Origin of the sequence: Myroides guanonis, from assembly GCF_900114085.1 — a bacterium.
GTDB lineage: Bacteria > Bacteroidota > Bacteroidia > Flavobacteriales > Flavobacteriaceae > Flavobacterium > Flavobacterium guanonis.
Window position 1 is genome coordinate 12147 of sequence record NZ_FORU01000019.1, and the last position, 15532, is coordinate 27678.

The 15532-nt window shown below is 35.2% G+C and carries 11 protein-coding genes; 1 reads left to right on the top strand and 10 read right to left on the bottom strand.

Annotated features, from left to right (window positions below; all coding sequences use genetic code 11):
- Positions 1-20: 20 nt before the first annotated feature.
- Both kbl and BM024_RS12915 read right to left on the bottom strand, forming a co-directional pair.
- Positions 21-1217, bottom strand: coding sequence for a glycine C-acetyltransferase (gene kbl / locus BM024_RS12910; protein ID WP_090681189.1), 1197 nt, complete (start codon positions 1215-1217; stop codon positions 21-23).
- Between the two features lie 36 nt (positions 1218-1253).
- Positions 1254-4394 (bottom strand): UvrD-helicase domain-containing protein, encoded by a 3141-nt coding sequence (locus BM024_RS12915; protein ID WP_090681192.1) that lies wholly within the window; start codon positions 4392-4394, stop codon positions 1254-1256.
- A gap of 112 nt (positions 4395-4506) precedes the next feature.
- Between BM024_RS12915 and BM024_RS12920 the strand changes: the two genes are divergently transcribed.
- A complete protein-coding gene (locus BM024_RS12920) occupies positions 4507-5112 on the top strand; it encodes a superoxide dismutase (protein WP_090681195.1) in 606 nt (201 codons plus the stop codon).
- Positions 5113-5254: 142 nt separating this feature from the next.
- Here BM024_RS12920 and BM024_RS12925 read toward each other — a convergent pair whose 3' ends face one another.
- The 8 genes from BM024_RS12925 to BM024_RS12960 all read right to left on the bottom strand — a co-directional run bounded on the left by BM024_RS12925 (position 5255) and on the right by BM024_RS12960 (position 15289).
- Complete coding sequence (locus BM024_RS12925; protein WP_090681197.1) at positions 5255-6994, bottom strand: HAMP domain-containing sensor histidine kinase; 1740 nt, start codon at positions 6992-6994, stop codon at positions 5255-5257.
- Positions 6994-8115 (bottom strand): sensor protein KdpD, encoded by a 1122-nt coding sequence (locus BM024_RS12930; RefSeq protein ID WP_090681200.1) that lies wholly within the window; start codon positions 8113-8115, stop codon positions 6994-6996. The genes BM024_RS12925 and BM024_RS12930 overlap by 1 nt, the downstream gene beginning before the upstream one ends.
- Before the next feature lie 75 nt (positions 8116-8190).
- The gene (locus BM024_RS12935) at positions 8191-9318 is read right to left on the bottom strand and encodes a porin (RefSeq protein ID WP_245753892.1); all 1128 of its coding nucleotides are present in this window, start codon (positions 9316-9318) and stop codon (positions 8191-8193) included.
- Entirely contained in the window at positions 9290-9865 is a 576-nt protein-coding gene (locus BM024_RS12940) for a K(+)-transporting ATPase subunit C (protein ID WP_090681202.1), read from the bottom strand. The genes BM024_RS12935 and BM024_RS12940 overlap by 29 nt, the downstream gene beginning before the upstream one ends.
- Before the next feature lie 28 nt (positions 9866-9893).
- Positions 9894-11903, bottom strand: coding sequence for a potassium-transporting ATPase subunit KdpB (gene kdpB / locus BM024_RS12945; RefSeq protein WP_090681205.1), 2010 nt, complete (start codon positions 11901-11903; stop codon positions 9894-9896).
- A gap of 21 nt (positions 11904-11924) precedes the next feature.
- On the bottom strand, positions 11925-13613 hold the full coding sequence (kdpA, locus tag BM024_RS12950) for a potassium-transporting ATPase subunit KdpA (protein WP_090681208.1): 1689 nt from the start codon (positions 13611-13613) through the stop codon (positions 11925-11927).
- A 43-nt stretch (positions 13614-13656) separates the two neighbouring features.
- Positions 13657-13734, bottom strand: coding sequence for a potassium-transporting ATPase subunit F (locus BM024_RS12955; protein WP_090681287.1), 78 nt, complete (start codon positions 13732-13734; stop codon positions 13657-13659).
- Positions 13735-13939: 205 nt separating this feature from the next.
- The gene (locus tag BM024_RS12960; protein ID WP_090681211.1) at positions 13940-15289 is read right to left on the bottom strand and encodes a sigma-54-dependent transcriptional regulator; all 1350 of its coding nucleotides are present in this window, start codon (positions 15287-15289) and stop codon (positions 13940-13942) included.
- Positions 15290-15532: the final 243 nt, after the last annotated feature.

The following is a 15532-nucleotide window of genomic DNA, read 5'->3' on the forward strand; positions in this document are numbered from 1 at the left end:
ATTACCTTAAATTCTGTCTATTATTTTATAATTTTTAGCTCTTTTCCAACTTCAATGAAAGCAGCAATAGCCTTATCTAAATGTTCTTGGGTGTGAGCAGCCGATAATTGAACACGAATTCTCGCTTTATCCTTTGGAACAACTGGAAAGAAAAATCCTATCACATAAATACCTTTCTCTAACAATTTATCTGCCATTATCTGTGATAATTTAGCATCATAAAGCATAACAGGAACAATAGCAGAATCACCATCAATGATAGCGAAACCAGCTTCCATCATACCTTTCTTAAAGTAATTCGTATTCCATTCTAAAGTATCTCTTAAAACAGTATCACGTCCTAAGATTTCTAAAACCTTAATAGATGCACCAACAATTACAGGAGATAAAGAATTTGAGAATAAATAAGGTCTTGAACGTTGTCTTAACAATTCTATAATTTCTTTTTTAGCAGTAGTATAACCACCCATAGCACCACCTAAAGCTTTACCAAGTGTTCCCGTAATGATATCTACACGTCCCATCACTCCTTTTGCCTCCAAGGTTCCTTTACCAGTTGCACCAATAAAACCAGCAGCATGACATTCATCAACCATTACTAGTGCATCATACTTATCTGCTAAATCACATATCTTATCTAAAGGAGCAACTAATCCGTCCATAGAGAACACTCCGTCAGTAACAATGATTTTAAAACGATGACCTGCTTCATTTGCTTTAATAAGCTGTTGCTCTAAGTCATCCATATTGTTATTCTCATATCTATAACGAGCTGCTTTACACAAACGAACTCCATCAATTATAGAAGCATGATTTAAACTATCTGAAATAATTGCATCTTCTTCACCTAACAACGGTTCAAAAACTCCTCCGTTTGCATCAAACGCTGCCGCATATAAAATAGTGTCTTCTGTTCCATAAAAATCAGCGATTTTCTGTTCTAATTCTTTGTGTATATCTTGTGTTCCACAAATAAAACGAACTGAAGACATTCCAAAACCATGCGAATCTAAAGCATCTTTTGCTGCTTGAACTACTTCAGGATGTGAAGACAGTCCTAAATAATTATTAGCACAAAAATTCAACACCTTCTCACCTGTAGAAATTGTAATTTCCGCTCCTTGTGGTGAAGTGATGATACGCTCTTTTTTAAACAAACCATTCTCTACAATGGCATCTAACTCATTTTGCAAATGATCCTTAATTTTCCCGTACATATCTTTTATATTAAACGATTGTTTATTTTACTTAACTTACAAATGTATTACTTTTAAAACATCCCCCGTATAGAGCAATGCTTTTTTCATAACTTCAAATCCCATTTCTTCCAATAAAACACCATATCCTTCTATCTGAGCTTTATGCTTCTCATTGGGTTTTCCTGTTTTATAATCCAAAATATAAGCCCTATTTCCATCAACAACTACCCTATCAGGAATACTGTTTTTTTGCCCCACACACATGATAGCACGTTCATTATAAACAGTTTTATCCGAATCAAAATACTCCTTTAATTCAGAGTGCGTTACAATATCTCGTATTACAGTTCCTATTCCCGCAGTATCTGCTTCCGTCAAATAGCCATTCTCCACACAAGTCTCCAATGCCTTTTCAATATCCCCTTCACTCAAAACATATGACAATACTTTATGCACTAGATTTCCGTATTCTATAGATTTTTGACTTACAGAATCCCACATCAATGCCTCTCGCTGAGCTATTTTTATCGACTTAAAATCCAAAGGTAAATTAACCGATTGAACAGTCTTATTTTGAAAATCCTGATTTTGTAAAGACAATTGCTTTACTGACAACTTTATTGGACTTCCGAAATCAAAATAAAAATCATTGTCATTATAGTAACCATTCTTCATTAGAAACTCCATGAAAAAGGTTGACATATTATTCTTTAACTCTCCCTTAGTCGTAAGATTTTTTTTACTTATTATGTATAGTTGCTCTTCCGCTCTTGTTAAAGCCACATATAAAACATTTAGATTATCCAATAGCTCTTCTTGCTCTTTGGCTTCATAAAGCTCCAATGCCATTCCTCCATATTCCATAACCTCCTTTTTAGAATCAACTAAAGCTTTTGGAAAATCAAGCTCACCATCTTCTATGTCCAACCACAGCTTATCGCGATTAGAACGACTGTAATCTTCCTCAGCAAAAGGGAATATTACCACTGGAAACTCCAATCCTTTTGACTTGTGAATCGTCATAATCTGTACCGCATCAACCCCCTCTGGAGTTGGAATACTAAACTTCTGATAGTTATCTCCCCAATACTCAAGGAAATCTGAAATACCATAGTGATTTTTAATGCTTCGCTCTAACACCAAATCCAAGAAATAAAGCACATAAGAAATAGAACTCTTTTCCTGTAAGAATGCGCGAATAATCTGCTCAACGGCCTCATACAAAGATTTCCTTCTGCACGATTCAAATGAAATAGCGACCTCCTTTGTTAGCAACCATTTCTCTAATTCCTCTTCACCTTCCATCGACAATCCTTCAACTATAAAATCATGTACTTCGAGCCCTTCTAATTGCTTAGAGGCAACAAAATAGAGCATCATTGCTTTAGCTTCAGCATCTTTTGCATTTCTCAAAAAGCGCAAGACATTTATAATTAAACGAACTTCTGTAGCATTATTAATCAATAAAGAATCAGAGGACAGAATAGGCACTTCTTCCTCTGTTAAATAGTTTGCTAAAGCAACTCCTTCAGATCGCTTACGAGTTAAGATTACAATATCACTATATTCGAAACCTTGCTCTTTTATTTTTTTTATCGCACCTAAGGTTGCTCGTGTATATTGTTCTTCTGAGGTTAATTCTTCCTCCTCTTCTTCTAAAAACTGAATACTGACATACCCACCCACTTTGGAATTACATTCTTGAAAACTGTTGTTTTCATATAAGTCCTTATAATCAATGTTATTAAATCGCTCAGATGCTGTTTTAAAAAAACTATTATTAAACGCTATAACTTCTGAATAACTACGATAATTTTTACCCAAGACAACTGTTTCCTTCTCAGGGTTTGAAAATGGATTTTTCCCTTTACTCAATTCTATAAATTGTTCAGCCTTTCCTCCTCTCCATCTATAAATAGACTGTTTAGGATCACCTACAATCATTAAGGTTCCTTTAACCCCTGCCTCATCTTCTCCTGCTAATGCATTATCAATTAAAGGAATTAAATTCAACCACTGCATTTCGGAAGTGTCCTGAAACTCATCAATAAAAAAATGGCGATAGCGTTCTCCCATACGTTCATAAATGAAAGGCGCTGGTTGGTTTTGAATTTCGTTATATATAATAGAATTGAACTGCGTAATGGACAAAACCTTCTGTTCTTCTTGAATTTTTTTTAATTCTACACCTATTGCATTAAGCAATGACAGTGGAGTTATATTTTTTAGAAATGCCTGATTAAAAGCTCTCTTGCTATAACCTTCATAAACTTTCTCTAACAAGCTTAGCAAACGAGGTATATGTGATTCTATTAAATCTCTGTCTTTAGCAGTTTTATTTATTTGAATATCTTCAAAGACTATAAACCTCTTATGAGCGGGCTTCACATCATCCTTTGCAATATTCACCAAATGATTAGGAAACGTTCCTCTTGAAAAAGATTTTAAATCAATTCCTTCGTTAGTTAAAATTCCCAATGCTTCGGTCCCAATATTTTTAGTATATTCTGTTAATCGTTTAATTTCTTTTTTCAGAAAATCTCTAACTCTAACAAAGTCATCTAAAGTCTTTTCTTCGAACAGAGCAATTTCTTCACGATTGTTCTCATTCATCAATAGATATCCAATCTCTAACAATTCTCTCGTGATATCCCAACTCTTATCATCGTCGGCTTTATCCAAAGAAAAATCAATCAGCAAATCTGTTAACTGCTTATCAGAACCTGCTCTAGAAATGATTGCATCAACAGCTTCTCTCAACAATTCCTCTGATTCAAGAGTAACATCAAAAGTTACCGGTAAATTCAAATCAAAAGCAAAAGACCGAATTACCTTGTGTGTAAACTTATCAATAGTAGAAATATCAAAAGCTGCATAGTTATGAATAATACTCTTTATTATTTTTGCCGATTTATTTTGAACTTCAGACTCTTTTAATCCCGTTTCCTCCACCAACTGCTCAAACATTCCAACAAACTTTTCAGGTATAGTCTCCAATGAAAAAGCATACAGTGAGTTTACAATACGCGACTTCATTTCCTCCACCGCCTTATTCGTAAAAGTGATGGCTAAAATCTTCTTATAGGCGTCATCTTGACGATCTTTTAAAAGAATTTTCAGGTATTCCTTCACCAAAGTATGCGTTTTACCAGATCCTGCGGAAGCATTATAAATTGAAAATGAGGCTATAGACACGAAATATAATACTATTTTAAGTTAGAGTTAATAGGTTCAAAACCTTTTGATTCTATTGAAAAATCACTAAATTTGAATAAAAATAATACTAATCTTTTAAATAATACGAATTATGGCTTTCGAATTACCAAAACTGCCTTACGCATACGACGCTCTTGAACCGCACATTGATGCGAGAACAATGGAAATACATCACTCAAAGCACCACAATGCTTATACAACTAATTTAAATGCTGCAATCGCAGGAACAGACTTAGAAGGAAAATCAATCGAAGAGATTCTTAAAAATCTAGATATGTCTAACGGAGCAGTACGTAACAATGGAGGAGGATACTTCAACCACAATTTATTTTGGGAAGTAATGAGTCCAAATGGAGGAGGAGAACCTACAGGTGAATTAGCAGACGCAATTGCTAAAGAATTTGGTTCTTTTGCAAGCTTCAAAGAAGCATTTGCAAAAGCAGGAGCTACTCAATTTGGTTCAGGATGGGCTTGGCTATGTGTTTCTAACGGAAAACTATCTGTTTGTGGAACACCAAATCAAGACAACACTTTGATGCCAGGAGTTGGATGTGGAGGAACACCAATCTTAGGAATGGATGTTTGGGAACATGCATACTACTTAAACTACCAAAACCGTCGTCCTGATTATATTACAGCTTTTTTCAACGTAATTAACTGGAATGAAGTAGCAAAACGTTATGCTGCAGCTAAATAGTCTAAAACTATTTTTATCTTATATAAAAACCACCTTATTCAGGTGGTTTTTTTTATCATCACTCAACACCTTGTGTAAATGAAAAAACTCCTAGCCTCAGAATATTTTCATTAAAGTAATTAAGTTTTTCAAAATTTAAACATTAATCACCTCTACCTAAGTCTAACGTAAAACAAAAAGTACTTCCCGCCCCATAATCACTCTCAACCCATATAGTCCCTCCTTGTGCCTCAATATAATCTTTACTAATACTCAAACCCAATCCCGTTCCTTCTTTTTTAGTTCCTGGAATGCGAAAATAGCGTTCAAATATTTTCTCTAAATATTCGTCTTGAATACCTTCCCCTACATCTTTAACGGAAAACTTTACTTGATTCTCTCTCAAACTAACTTCTATATTTACGACAGAATTTTCATACGAATACCGCACCGCATTAGATACTAAATTTGTGAGTACCCACGCTGTTTTTTCACTATCTGCTAGAACAGTCCCAAGACCTTCCTGAACCAATACTTGTAATCTGATTTTTTTCTGTTCTGCAATTACCTTATTAGCATTTATAGCATAATCAACTATAGAAAATATTGGCACTTTTGTCTTAACAACTTTTACTGTTCCACTTTCTAATTGGGTTATAGATATCAGTTCCCCAGTAATTCTCAACAATCTATCCACATCATCTTTAATGCCATTAATCAATTCTTCTTGTTCTTCGTTAAGGATTCCCACTTGTTTATTTTCTAACAGCTGTACACCCATTTTTATAGAAGCAATAGGAGTTTTAAATTCATGAGAAACCGTCCCTATGAAATTTGTCTTCGCCATATCTAGCTCTTTAAATGGGGTTATATTTCGCAACATGATTACCTGTCCTATAAATTGACTGCTTTCCTCTCCTGTGGGAACAATATTGATATCGATACTCTCTCTTTCAAAATAACTTTCTTTGCCATTTGCATAAATTTTCATCGGTTCTTCTAATTCTTTATCGCTGTTTGATTCTATTGTTTTTCGGACTATATCCCGAATTAAATCATTGGTAACCGCTATATCTTGAATTTGCCTTCCCAAAATTTGCTGACGGTCTAATCCGGTTATTTTTAATGCTTCGTCATTTATAAATAATATTTTGTTTGTTTCATCTATTCCTATTACTGCGTCATGCATAGAATCGATTAACGTCTCGATACGTTTTTTCCCTTTTAGAATTTTATCTAGTTTACTCTCCGAATATTCTTCTAGTTTTTCCGCCATAGTATTGAAAGACTTAGCCAAACCCCCAAACTCATTATGGCTTTCGAAATGAACACGCTTCTTATAATTCTGTCCAGCAATCTCTTTGATACTTCTAGTTAACTCTTCAATCGGATTAGCGATATTTGATGGTAGATTAATCAATAACACAAAAGCTACTAGAAAACACAGAGTTCCCGCAAAAGAAATAATCACAATTGCATGCTGTGCGGTGTCGTCTGCTATATGGCTTTTTCTTTCGATAGCCTCCATATTCAACCTCATCAACTCCGTGATGTCTTTCCGTATAGACGACACTAATTTCGTATCTTTTAATCCTGCTGTTTTTAACCGTTCAAAATGTTTAAGAATAAGATTAGTAGCCTCAACCTCTCCTATTTCAGTCATATTCAACTGTTGTTTATCGAGATACTTTTGAAAAATATCCAATGCTTCATTATCTAATTCAATATCCTCTAATGCCAACAGCATACTTCTAGAATATTGAATAGTGTTGTAATTAGCCACTAAGATATTATTGGTATCTTTCTTTAGTTCGTTTACGTACCATCCACTAATCGTTGCAAGCGCAATAATCATTAAAAATAAAAGCCCTACGCCAAACGTCAATTTTGTTTTTATCTTCATTATGATAGTATTATTAGATCCACTTTACCGTGTGCTAAACTTTTCAATAAAGTATTAAAGGTGTCGGAAGCTGCAAGAATTTTAAGAAATGTAATACGTGGTTTACCAATACAGAGTGTTGTTATTTTGCGTTCTTCACATTCTGTAATAATAGCTTTAGTAACATTTTTTCCCTGTATTTTTATTAATTCCGCACCGAGTTCCGTAGCTAACTTAAAATTATTAATCAAATATCGTTGCTTATCCAATGCTATTTTATCGGAACTTTCCTTTGGAGTCTGTACATACATCACATACCATTTACTATTGTAATAGCTTGCCAAACGAGCTGTTTTTCTAATAATATTTCGGGCTGTTTTATGATTCGAACTAATGCATGCCATGAAACAATCTTTTCTAATATTTGGATTCAAAAAAACTTCTGTTTCCACTTTTCGCTGTACTTGTGAAGTAACCTCTTTCAGTGCCAATTCTCGGAGCTGTAGAATATGTTCGCTTTTAAAAAAATTACTCAATGCCGATTCTATTTTCGAGGCTTCATAAATCTTTCCTTCTTTCAATCTGTCTATTAACTCCTCAGCTGTTAAATCGATATTAACCACCTCATCTGCTAGCGCTACCACTCTATCAGGAACACGTTCCTGTACATCAACGCCTGTGATATTTTTAACCTCATCATTTAAACTTTCTATGTGCTGAATGTTTACCGCACTTATAACATTGATACCATTATCTAGTATATCTAAAACATCTTGCCATCGCTTTTCATTTTTACTTCCCTCTATATTAGAATGCGCTAATTCATCAATAATAACTACTTCTGGTCTTAAATGTATAATAGCTTGCACATCTAACTCTTCTAACTCCTTGCCTTTATAAAAAAGCTTACGACGAGGGACGACAGAAAGCCCGCTTAATAACGCTTGGGTCTCCTCCCTATTATGCGTTTCAACATAACCTACTTTAACATCAATACCATTCCTTAAAAGAGAGTGAGCTTCTTGAAGCATCCGATAGGTTTTTCCGACACCTGCGCTCATACCGATATAAAGTTTGAATTTGCCCTTTCGAGATTTTTGAATTAAACCCAAAAAATGCTCAGCACTCTTTCTTTCATCCATAACAAAGAATTATTACCATCAAATTTACAAATTCCTCTTTAGTATTCAGGAGGAATAGGATTCATATTAGCACTATTAAAAACTTATCGACACTGAAGTAACAACCCCTGTAATGTCTTCATTCAATCCACCATCACGCATAAGAAAAACAGCGTCTTTACTTTTCAATTTTTTTACTTCTAACCGCCATAATAAATTGGGTAAAACGCGGTAATCTATGTTTAATGACACACCAAATGTCTGAAAACCATTAGCTGTTTCCGTTGAAATAACAACTTCTTCTTTATCCATATAATACTCTCCACGAACTGCAACATTCATTCTTTCTGTTGGAGCATATTTAGCTATTATAATTGGTGTGTACCAAACAGCATAGTGTTCGCTCCCCTTTTCTCGTTGCTGCATTCCAATATCAAACCCCACTTGTAAAGCAAACTTATCCATCAACTGAAATTGTCCATATAAATCATGAAAGTATCGCATCTTACGTTGTTCATCTGGCATATCATTACCTATAAAAGAACTGCTATTTAACAACACTTTTTCGTTAGGTCGATAACTTAACTGATGTCCAATTGCAGGGGTAGTGTTTCCTTCCACTCGCTGAATCCGCTGCCATCCATTTAATACCAAAATTGCCATTTCCCATTTACCACTGCTAGTTCTATAGGATAATTTAGCTCCCGTTTCAAAATAGGGTGAGTTTTCCGCCATCATACTTCTTGTAAGAGCATAATTATCTCCTGCTATAGCACTTTCAAATCCAATATGAGAAGGCAGAATACCAACATCTAACCACAACGCATATTCTTTTGACAATTTAAAACCTACATTCGCTTCATAAATATTCTTAAACCCTCCTGATTCTGAAGAGTAGTTTGCATTCATATAAGTACCCACCGCAACACCTAAATTAGCCCGAAGATGTTCCCTTTCATAATTCACTCTAAGCAAACCCAAATTTAGATTTACCTCGTTGTTTCGATTATGGTTATACACAAAAACCGGTCTTGTATTTGCCTTTGGATTATTAAAATCGGTTTGATAATAAAACTCTCCATTACCCCGAATCTTCCATGTCTTATTTTCTGTTTCCTGAGCGTTTAAGGTTGTAACAATACCAGTCGAGAAAGCCAAAAACAGCTTGAATCTTGTACTAACTGTAGTCTGCATTTTATTGATTGCTTTTAGAAGTACTTTCATTGAGTGCTATATTGAGTTCTAATACGTTTATCTTTTCAGGTCCAAACAATCCAAATAATGGTTTTTCTGTTTGCGCATCTATCAATTCATAGAGCTTCGCTTCATTTATAGCTCTACTCTTTGCAATTCTCTTAACTTGTATTTTTGCTGCTTGAACTGAAATATTTGGGTCTAGTCCGCTACCGCTTGCGGTTATTAAGTCAACGGGAATTTCCGATTTATCTATTTCTGGGTTAAGTCTTAAAAAAGTATTGATTCTTGTTTGAACTTCTTCTAAATAGAATTGATTATAAGGCCCTTTATTACTAGCTCCAGAACCAACCGCATCATAATTTACAGCAGATGGTCTAGACCAGAAATAATGAGCTTCAGAAAAGACTTGCCCTATATTAGAATAATAGACAGCCCCTTTATACTCTACAATCTCTCCTTTTCCTGAATTAGGACCCAATTGCGCAATTCCCCATACTAAAAAGGGATATATTACTGCTAGGAATACGATTAATACACCCGTTAGTTTTATTGCGGGAATAATATGATTTTTCATTAGTTTATTTTTTAGTGATTTAACGGGTTTAAAAGAAAATCGACAACACCATGTCTATTAGTTTGATTCCCACAAAAGGAACAAGAACACCTCCTAATCCATATATCAAAAGATTTCTACGAAGAAGCGCGCTTGCACCAATTGGTTTATAAGCAACACCTTTCAAAGCCAACGGAATTAAGAGTGGGATAATGATTGCATTGAAAATTACCGCAGCTAAGATGGCGCTTTCAGGGCTGTGTAACTTCATAACATTGAGCCCCTGCAAAGCGGGAATAGCTGTTATAAACAAGGCAGGGATAATAGCAAAATACTTCGCCACATCATTAGCGATACTAAAGGTGGTTAACGTTCCTCGAGTCATCAACAACTGCTTACCAATTTCCACCACCTCAATCAATTTCGTAGGGTCGTTATCCAAATCTACCATATTTCCCGCTTCTTTAGCTGCCTGAGTCCCACTGTTCATTGCCACTCCTACATCTGCCTGAGCCAAAGCTGGAGCATCATTAGTTCCATCACCCATCATAGCTACTAACCGTCCTTCTGATTGTTCTCTTTTTATATAATTCATCTTGTCTTCCGGTTTTGCTTCTGCTATAAAGTCATCGACCCCCGCTTTCTCCGCAATAAACTTGGCTGTTAAGGGATTATCTCCTGTAACCATTACCGTTTTAATTCCCATTTTACGAAGACGCTCAAATCGTTCTTGTATTCCTGGTTTCACAATATCTTGCAATTCAATAACTCCAAGTGCTTTTTCATTTTCTGAAACTACCAAAGGAGTTCCTCCATTCTGAGATATCTCTTTAACCCTATTCTCTACCTCTAAAGGAAATTGATTTCCAGCTGTCAAAACCAAGCCTTTAATAGCATCTGTTGCTCCTTTTCGAATTCGTGTGTTTTCATAATCAATTCCCGAACTCCTTGTCTCTGCAGTAAACTTGATAAACACAGGGTTCTTTACCTCATAACTTAGAGGATTGATTCCTGCTAGTTCTAAAATTGACTTCCCTTCGGGTGTTTCATCTGCCATAGAACTCAATACCGCTGCTCTTATAAGTGTTTTCTCATCAATAGCATTAGCAGGATAAAAATGAGTTGCTTTCCGGTTTCCTATTGTAATAGTACCCGTTTTATCTAAAAGAAGTACATCAATATCCCCCGCTGTTTCAACAGCTTTTCCGCTTTTTGTAATAACATTAGCTCGTAACGCCCTATCCATACCTGCAATACCAATAGCTGACAATAACCCACCAATAGTTGTTGGAATTAAACAAACAAATAGAGAGATAAATGAAGCAATTGTAATGCTTACGTTTGCATAATCCGCAAAGGGTTTTAGGGTTATACAAACAATTATAAACACCAATGTAAAACCCGCTAGTAAAATAGTCAAAGCTATTTCATTCGGTGTTTTTTGTCTAGAAGCCCCTTCCACTAAGGTAATCATCTTATCCAAAAAACTTTCTCCTGGCTGCGTAGTTACCTGAACGACAATTTTATCAGAAAGTACTTTCGTTCCTCCCGTTACAGAACTTTTATCACCACCTGCTTCACGTATCACAGGAGCAGATTCTCCAGTAATAGCACTTTCATCAATAGTAGCTAATCCTTCTATGATTTCCCCATCTGACGGTATTATATCACCAGACTCACATATGAATACATCCCCTTTCTGAAGCTCAGCAGATGAAACAACACTTCCATTTTGAAGTTTGGCAGGTGTTTCTTGTCGTGTTTTTCTTAAGCTATCTGCTTGCGCTTTACCTCTTGCTTCTGCAATGGCTTCTGCAAAATTTGCAAATAACAAAGTGAGGAATAAGGTTAGAAAAACCGCTACATTATAAGCGAAGCTTCCTTGTTCCTTAACTCCAAACAAAGTAGCTATACTTACGATAAGCATAATGAACGTACCAATCCAAACCGTAAACATTACGGGATTTCGAAACATACTTTTGGGATTCAATTTTACAAAAGCTTGTTTCAAACTTTTGTAAAAAAGATCTTTTTTAAACATGGTTATACTATTACTCATTTTAAATATCTTTAGATGTTTTTAAATTTTTGAAAAATACTCTGCTAATGGCCCTAATGCCAATGCCGGAAAGAATGCTAAAGCAGCTACTACTACAATCACTGTGAATACTACAACTCCAAATGTGGAAGTATCTGTCTGCAAAGTCCCACCTCCCTCTGGTATAAACTTTTTCTCTGCCAATAGTCCAGCAATAGCAACAGGTCCTATAATTGGTAAAAAGCGGGAAAGTATCAGTACAATCCCAGTACTTATATTCCACCAAGGGGTGTTGTCTTTCAAGCCCTCAAAACCACTACCGTTATTTGCAGCAGATGAGGTATATTCATAAAGCATTTCGCTAAAACCATGAAAACCAGGATTATTTATCGATTCTACTGTGTAATCAGGTAGCGCAACGGCTAAAGCTGTAATAGCCAGAATAAGGAAAGGATGAAGTAATGTTATGATAATCGCAATCTTCATTTCTTTGGCTTCTATTTTTTTCCCTAGAAATTCCGGTGTTCTACCTACCATCAATCCACTGATAAAAACGGCCAAAACAAGAAATAGGAAGAAATTCAAAATACCAACTCCTACCCCTCCATAAAAGCTGTTAGTCATCATTGCTAACAACTCATTCATTCCCGACAAGGGCATCATACTATCGTGCATTGCGTTTACAGACCCTGTCGATATCACAGTGGTGGCAATACTCCAAAAACCAGATGTTGCTGCTCCAAATCGGACTTCTTTTCCTTCCATAGCGCCTAAACCAGGTTCGACTCCCATTGCTGTTATTGCAGGATTTCCATACATTTCAGTTCGAATAGTAGGAATAACAAGCAATAGGAACCCTAGTGTCATGACTCCAAAAATCATCCAAGAAAGTTTTCCTCTTTTTATAAAATACCCAAAAGCAAAAACCATAGCCATCGGTATTACCATCTGTGCTATCATCTCAACCATATTTGTCAAGTAGGAGGGGTTTTCAAAAGGATGAGCTGAATTCACACCAAAGAATCCTCCTCCATTTGTTCCTACATGTTTTATTGCAACGAATGCAGCAGCAGGCCCTCTAGAAACCGATACAGTATCACCTTGTAGGGTGGTCATAGTGTCTTTTCCTTCAAAAGTCATGGGAGTACCTTCAAACACTAAAACAACTGCAACTATAAATGATATTGGCAATAAAATACGAGTACAGGATTTTACAAGATGTTCATAGAAATTCCCAAGTGATATAGTTGTTTTTTCTCTAAAAGCTTTAAAAATAACAACGGCCGCTGCCATTCCTGTCCCTGCGCTAACGAACTGTAAAAACATCAACCAATACTGTCCTAAATAACTTAAACCAGATTCACCTGAATAATGTTGTAAATTACAGTTTACCACAAACGATACTACAGTATTAAATGCCAAATCCACAGACATATTCGGGTTTTTATCTGGATTTAAAGGCAAGCTGCCTTGCATCATTAAAACAATCATACCCAATACAAACCACACAGCATTAATAATAAGTAATGCAACTATATGTTGTTTCCAATTCATAGCTGTCTTTGGGTTGATACCACTTAGTCGATAAAACAATTTTTCTAAAGGATTGAAAATGGGATCTAACAGTGTTCTTTCTCCTGCGTAAACTTTTGCAATGTATTTCCCTAATGGTATTGCCAAGATTATAGACAAACCAAACATGACGAGTATTCCTAAAATTTCTGTGTTCATTCCTATATTCTTTTATTCTTAATTCTTTTCATCTTTTTATTTATTAAAATTTTTCTGGCTTGATAAGTACATAACAGATATATACGAATACTGCTATGGCGATTATAAAAAGTGCTGTCATTCTTGATTGTTTTTAATTTTTGACTTTCATCGTGAAGGTCTTCGACATTCTATATGCCAAGTTCTATTCCAAAAACAGACAACACCCTCTTAACCACTAAAAATCAAGTGATAGCATTTTTTTACTAAATAAAAATCATAAAAAAACCCTATCAAAATGATAGGGTTTTCTCAAAATAAGAGCGTTTTATTAATCTTATAAGGAATCACACATTGGAGCTTCCAATTCCATACTCTTCTATTTTTCTATAAAGTGTTGCAACACCTATTTCTAGTAGACGGGCTGCTTCTGCCTTATTTCCTTTTGTATGGTTAAGGACCTTTTGAATATGAATTTTTTCTGCACTTGCCATTGAAAATGCTGACAGTTGCTTGTTTTCGGTTTTACTATGATGAAATTCTGTAGGCAAGGTTTCTATTTCCAATACATCACCATCCGTCAATATAACACTGCGCTCCACTACATTCCGCAATTCACGAATATTTCCCTTCCATGGATTATCTTCAAGCGCTGTTAAATAGGCTTTGGAAAGAGTGATGGGGTTACGATTTGAAAACAGTGCGTAATAATTAGCATAGTGCACTGCTAAAAGTTTTATATCAGTTTTCCGCTCTCTAAGAGAAGGTACGTTAATAGTGAATACAGATAGCCTGTAATAAAGGTCACTTCGAAAATGCTCTCTCTCAATTTCTTCTTCTAGATTTCGATTAGTTGCCGCTATAACCCTTACATTAACTTTCGATATTTTTGAATCTCCTACTCTAAGAAACTCACCCGTTTCGAGCACTCGTAATATCTTAGCTTGTAGCAATAAAGGCATCTCTCCAATTTCATCTAAAAAGATTGTTCCATTGTGAGCTTCTGCAAAAAGTCCTTTTTCATCTTTGTTAGCACCTGTAAAAGCACCTGCTTTATGACCAAACAATTCATTCTCTAGTAACTCCGAACTGAATGCCGCACAGTTTATTGCAACAAAATTATTACTACGCCTTGCACTTGCCTGATGAATGGCTTGAGCGAAGAGCTCCTTTCCTGTTCCTGTTTCTCCGGTTAACAATACTGTTGTGTCTGTTGGTGCCACCTTGCGAGCAAGCTCAATAGAAGATTGTAAAACCTTAGAAGATCCAATAATCTTTTCAAAAGTATATTTTTCTCCAAGTTGTTTTTCTAACGTTCTAACTCTTTTATTTAAAGTAGCCTTCTCTGATGCTTTGTAAACCAGAGGTAGAATTTTATTGTTATCATCTCCTTTAGTAATATAATCAAAAGCACCATTCCTCATAGCTTGGACTCCATCAGCAATATTACCAAATGCAGTTAATAAAATTACTTCAAGGAATGGGTGTTTTTCTTTGATAAGCTTCGCAGTCTCAATACCATTTCCATCGGGTAATTTCACATCACAAATTACCACATCTACATCTTCAACGTCTAATCTTTTAAATCCTATTCTAATAGTAGAAGCTTGAAAAACTTCAAATCCCTCTAATCCTATAATCTTGGACAGCAAGTTTCTCAACTTTTCCTCATCGTCAATAATCAGTACTTTTATCACGTTTAATTTATTTTGCAGTATCAAATTTACATATTAATAGCATTCTTAAACATTTTATACATAGCCATTTTAAATATATTCCCACCATCTTCAAAATTAAAAAACACAGGACAATCGCTTTTCAAATTGGAAAAATGATACAAAGTTTTAACGATTAGTCGAATCCTCATAAAAACTCATAATTTCACATTCAGAAAACAACCATATTCAAAAATCAGAAGTCTATAAACATTTTAAAAGCTA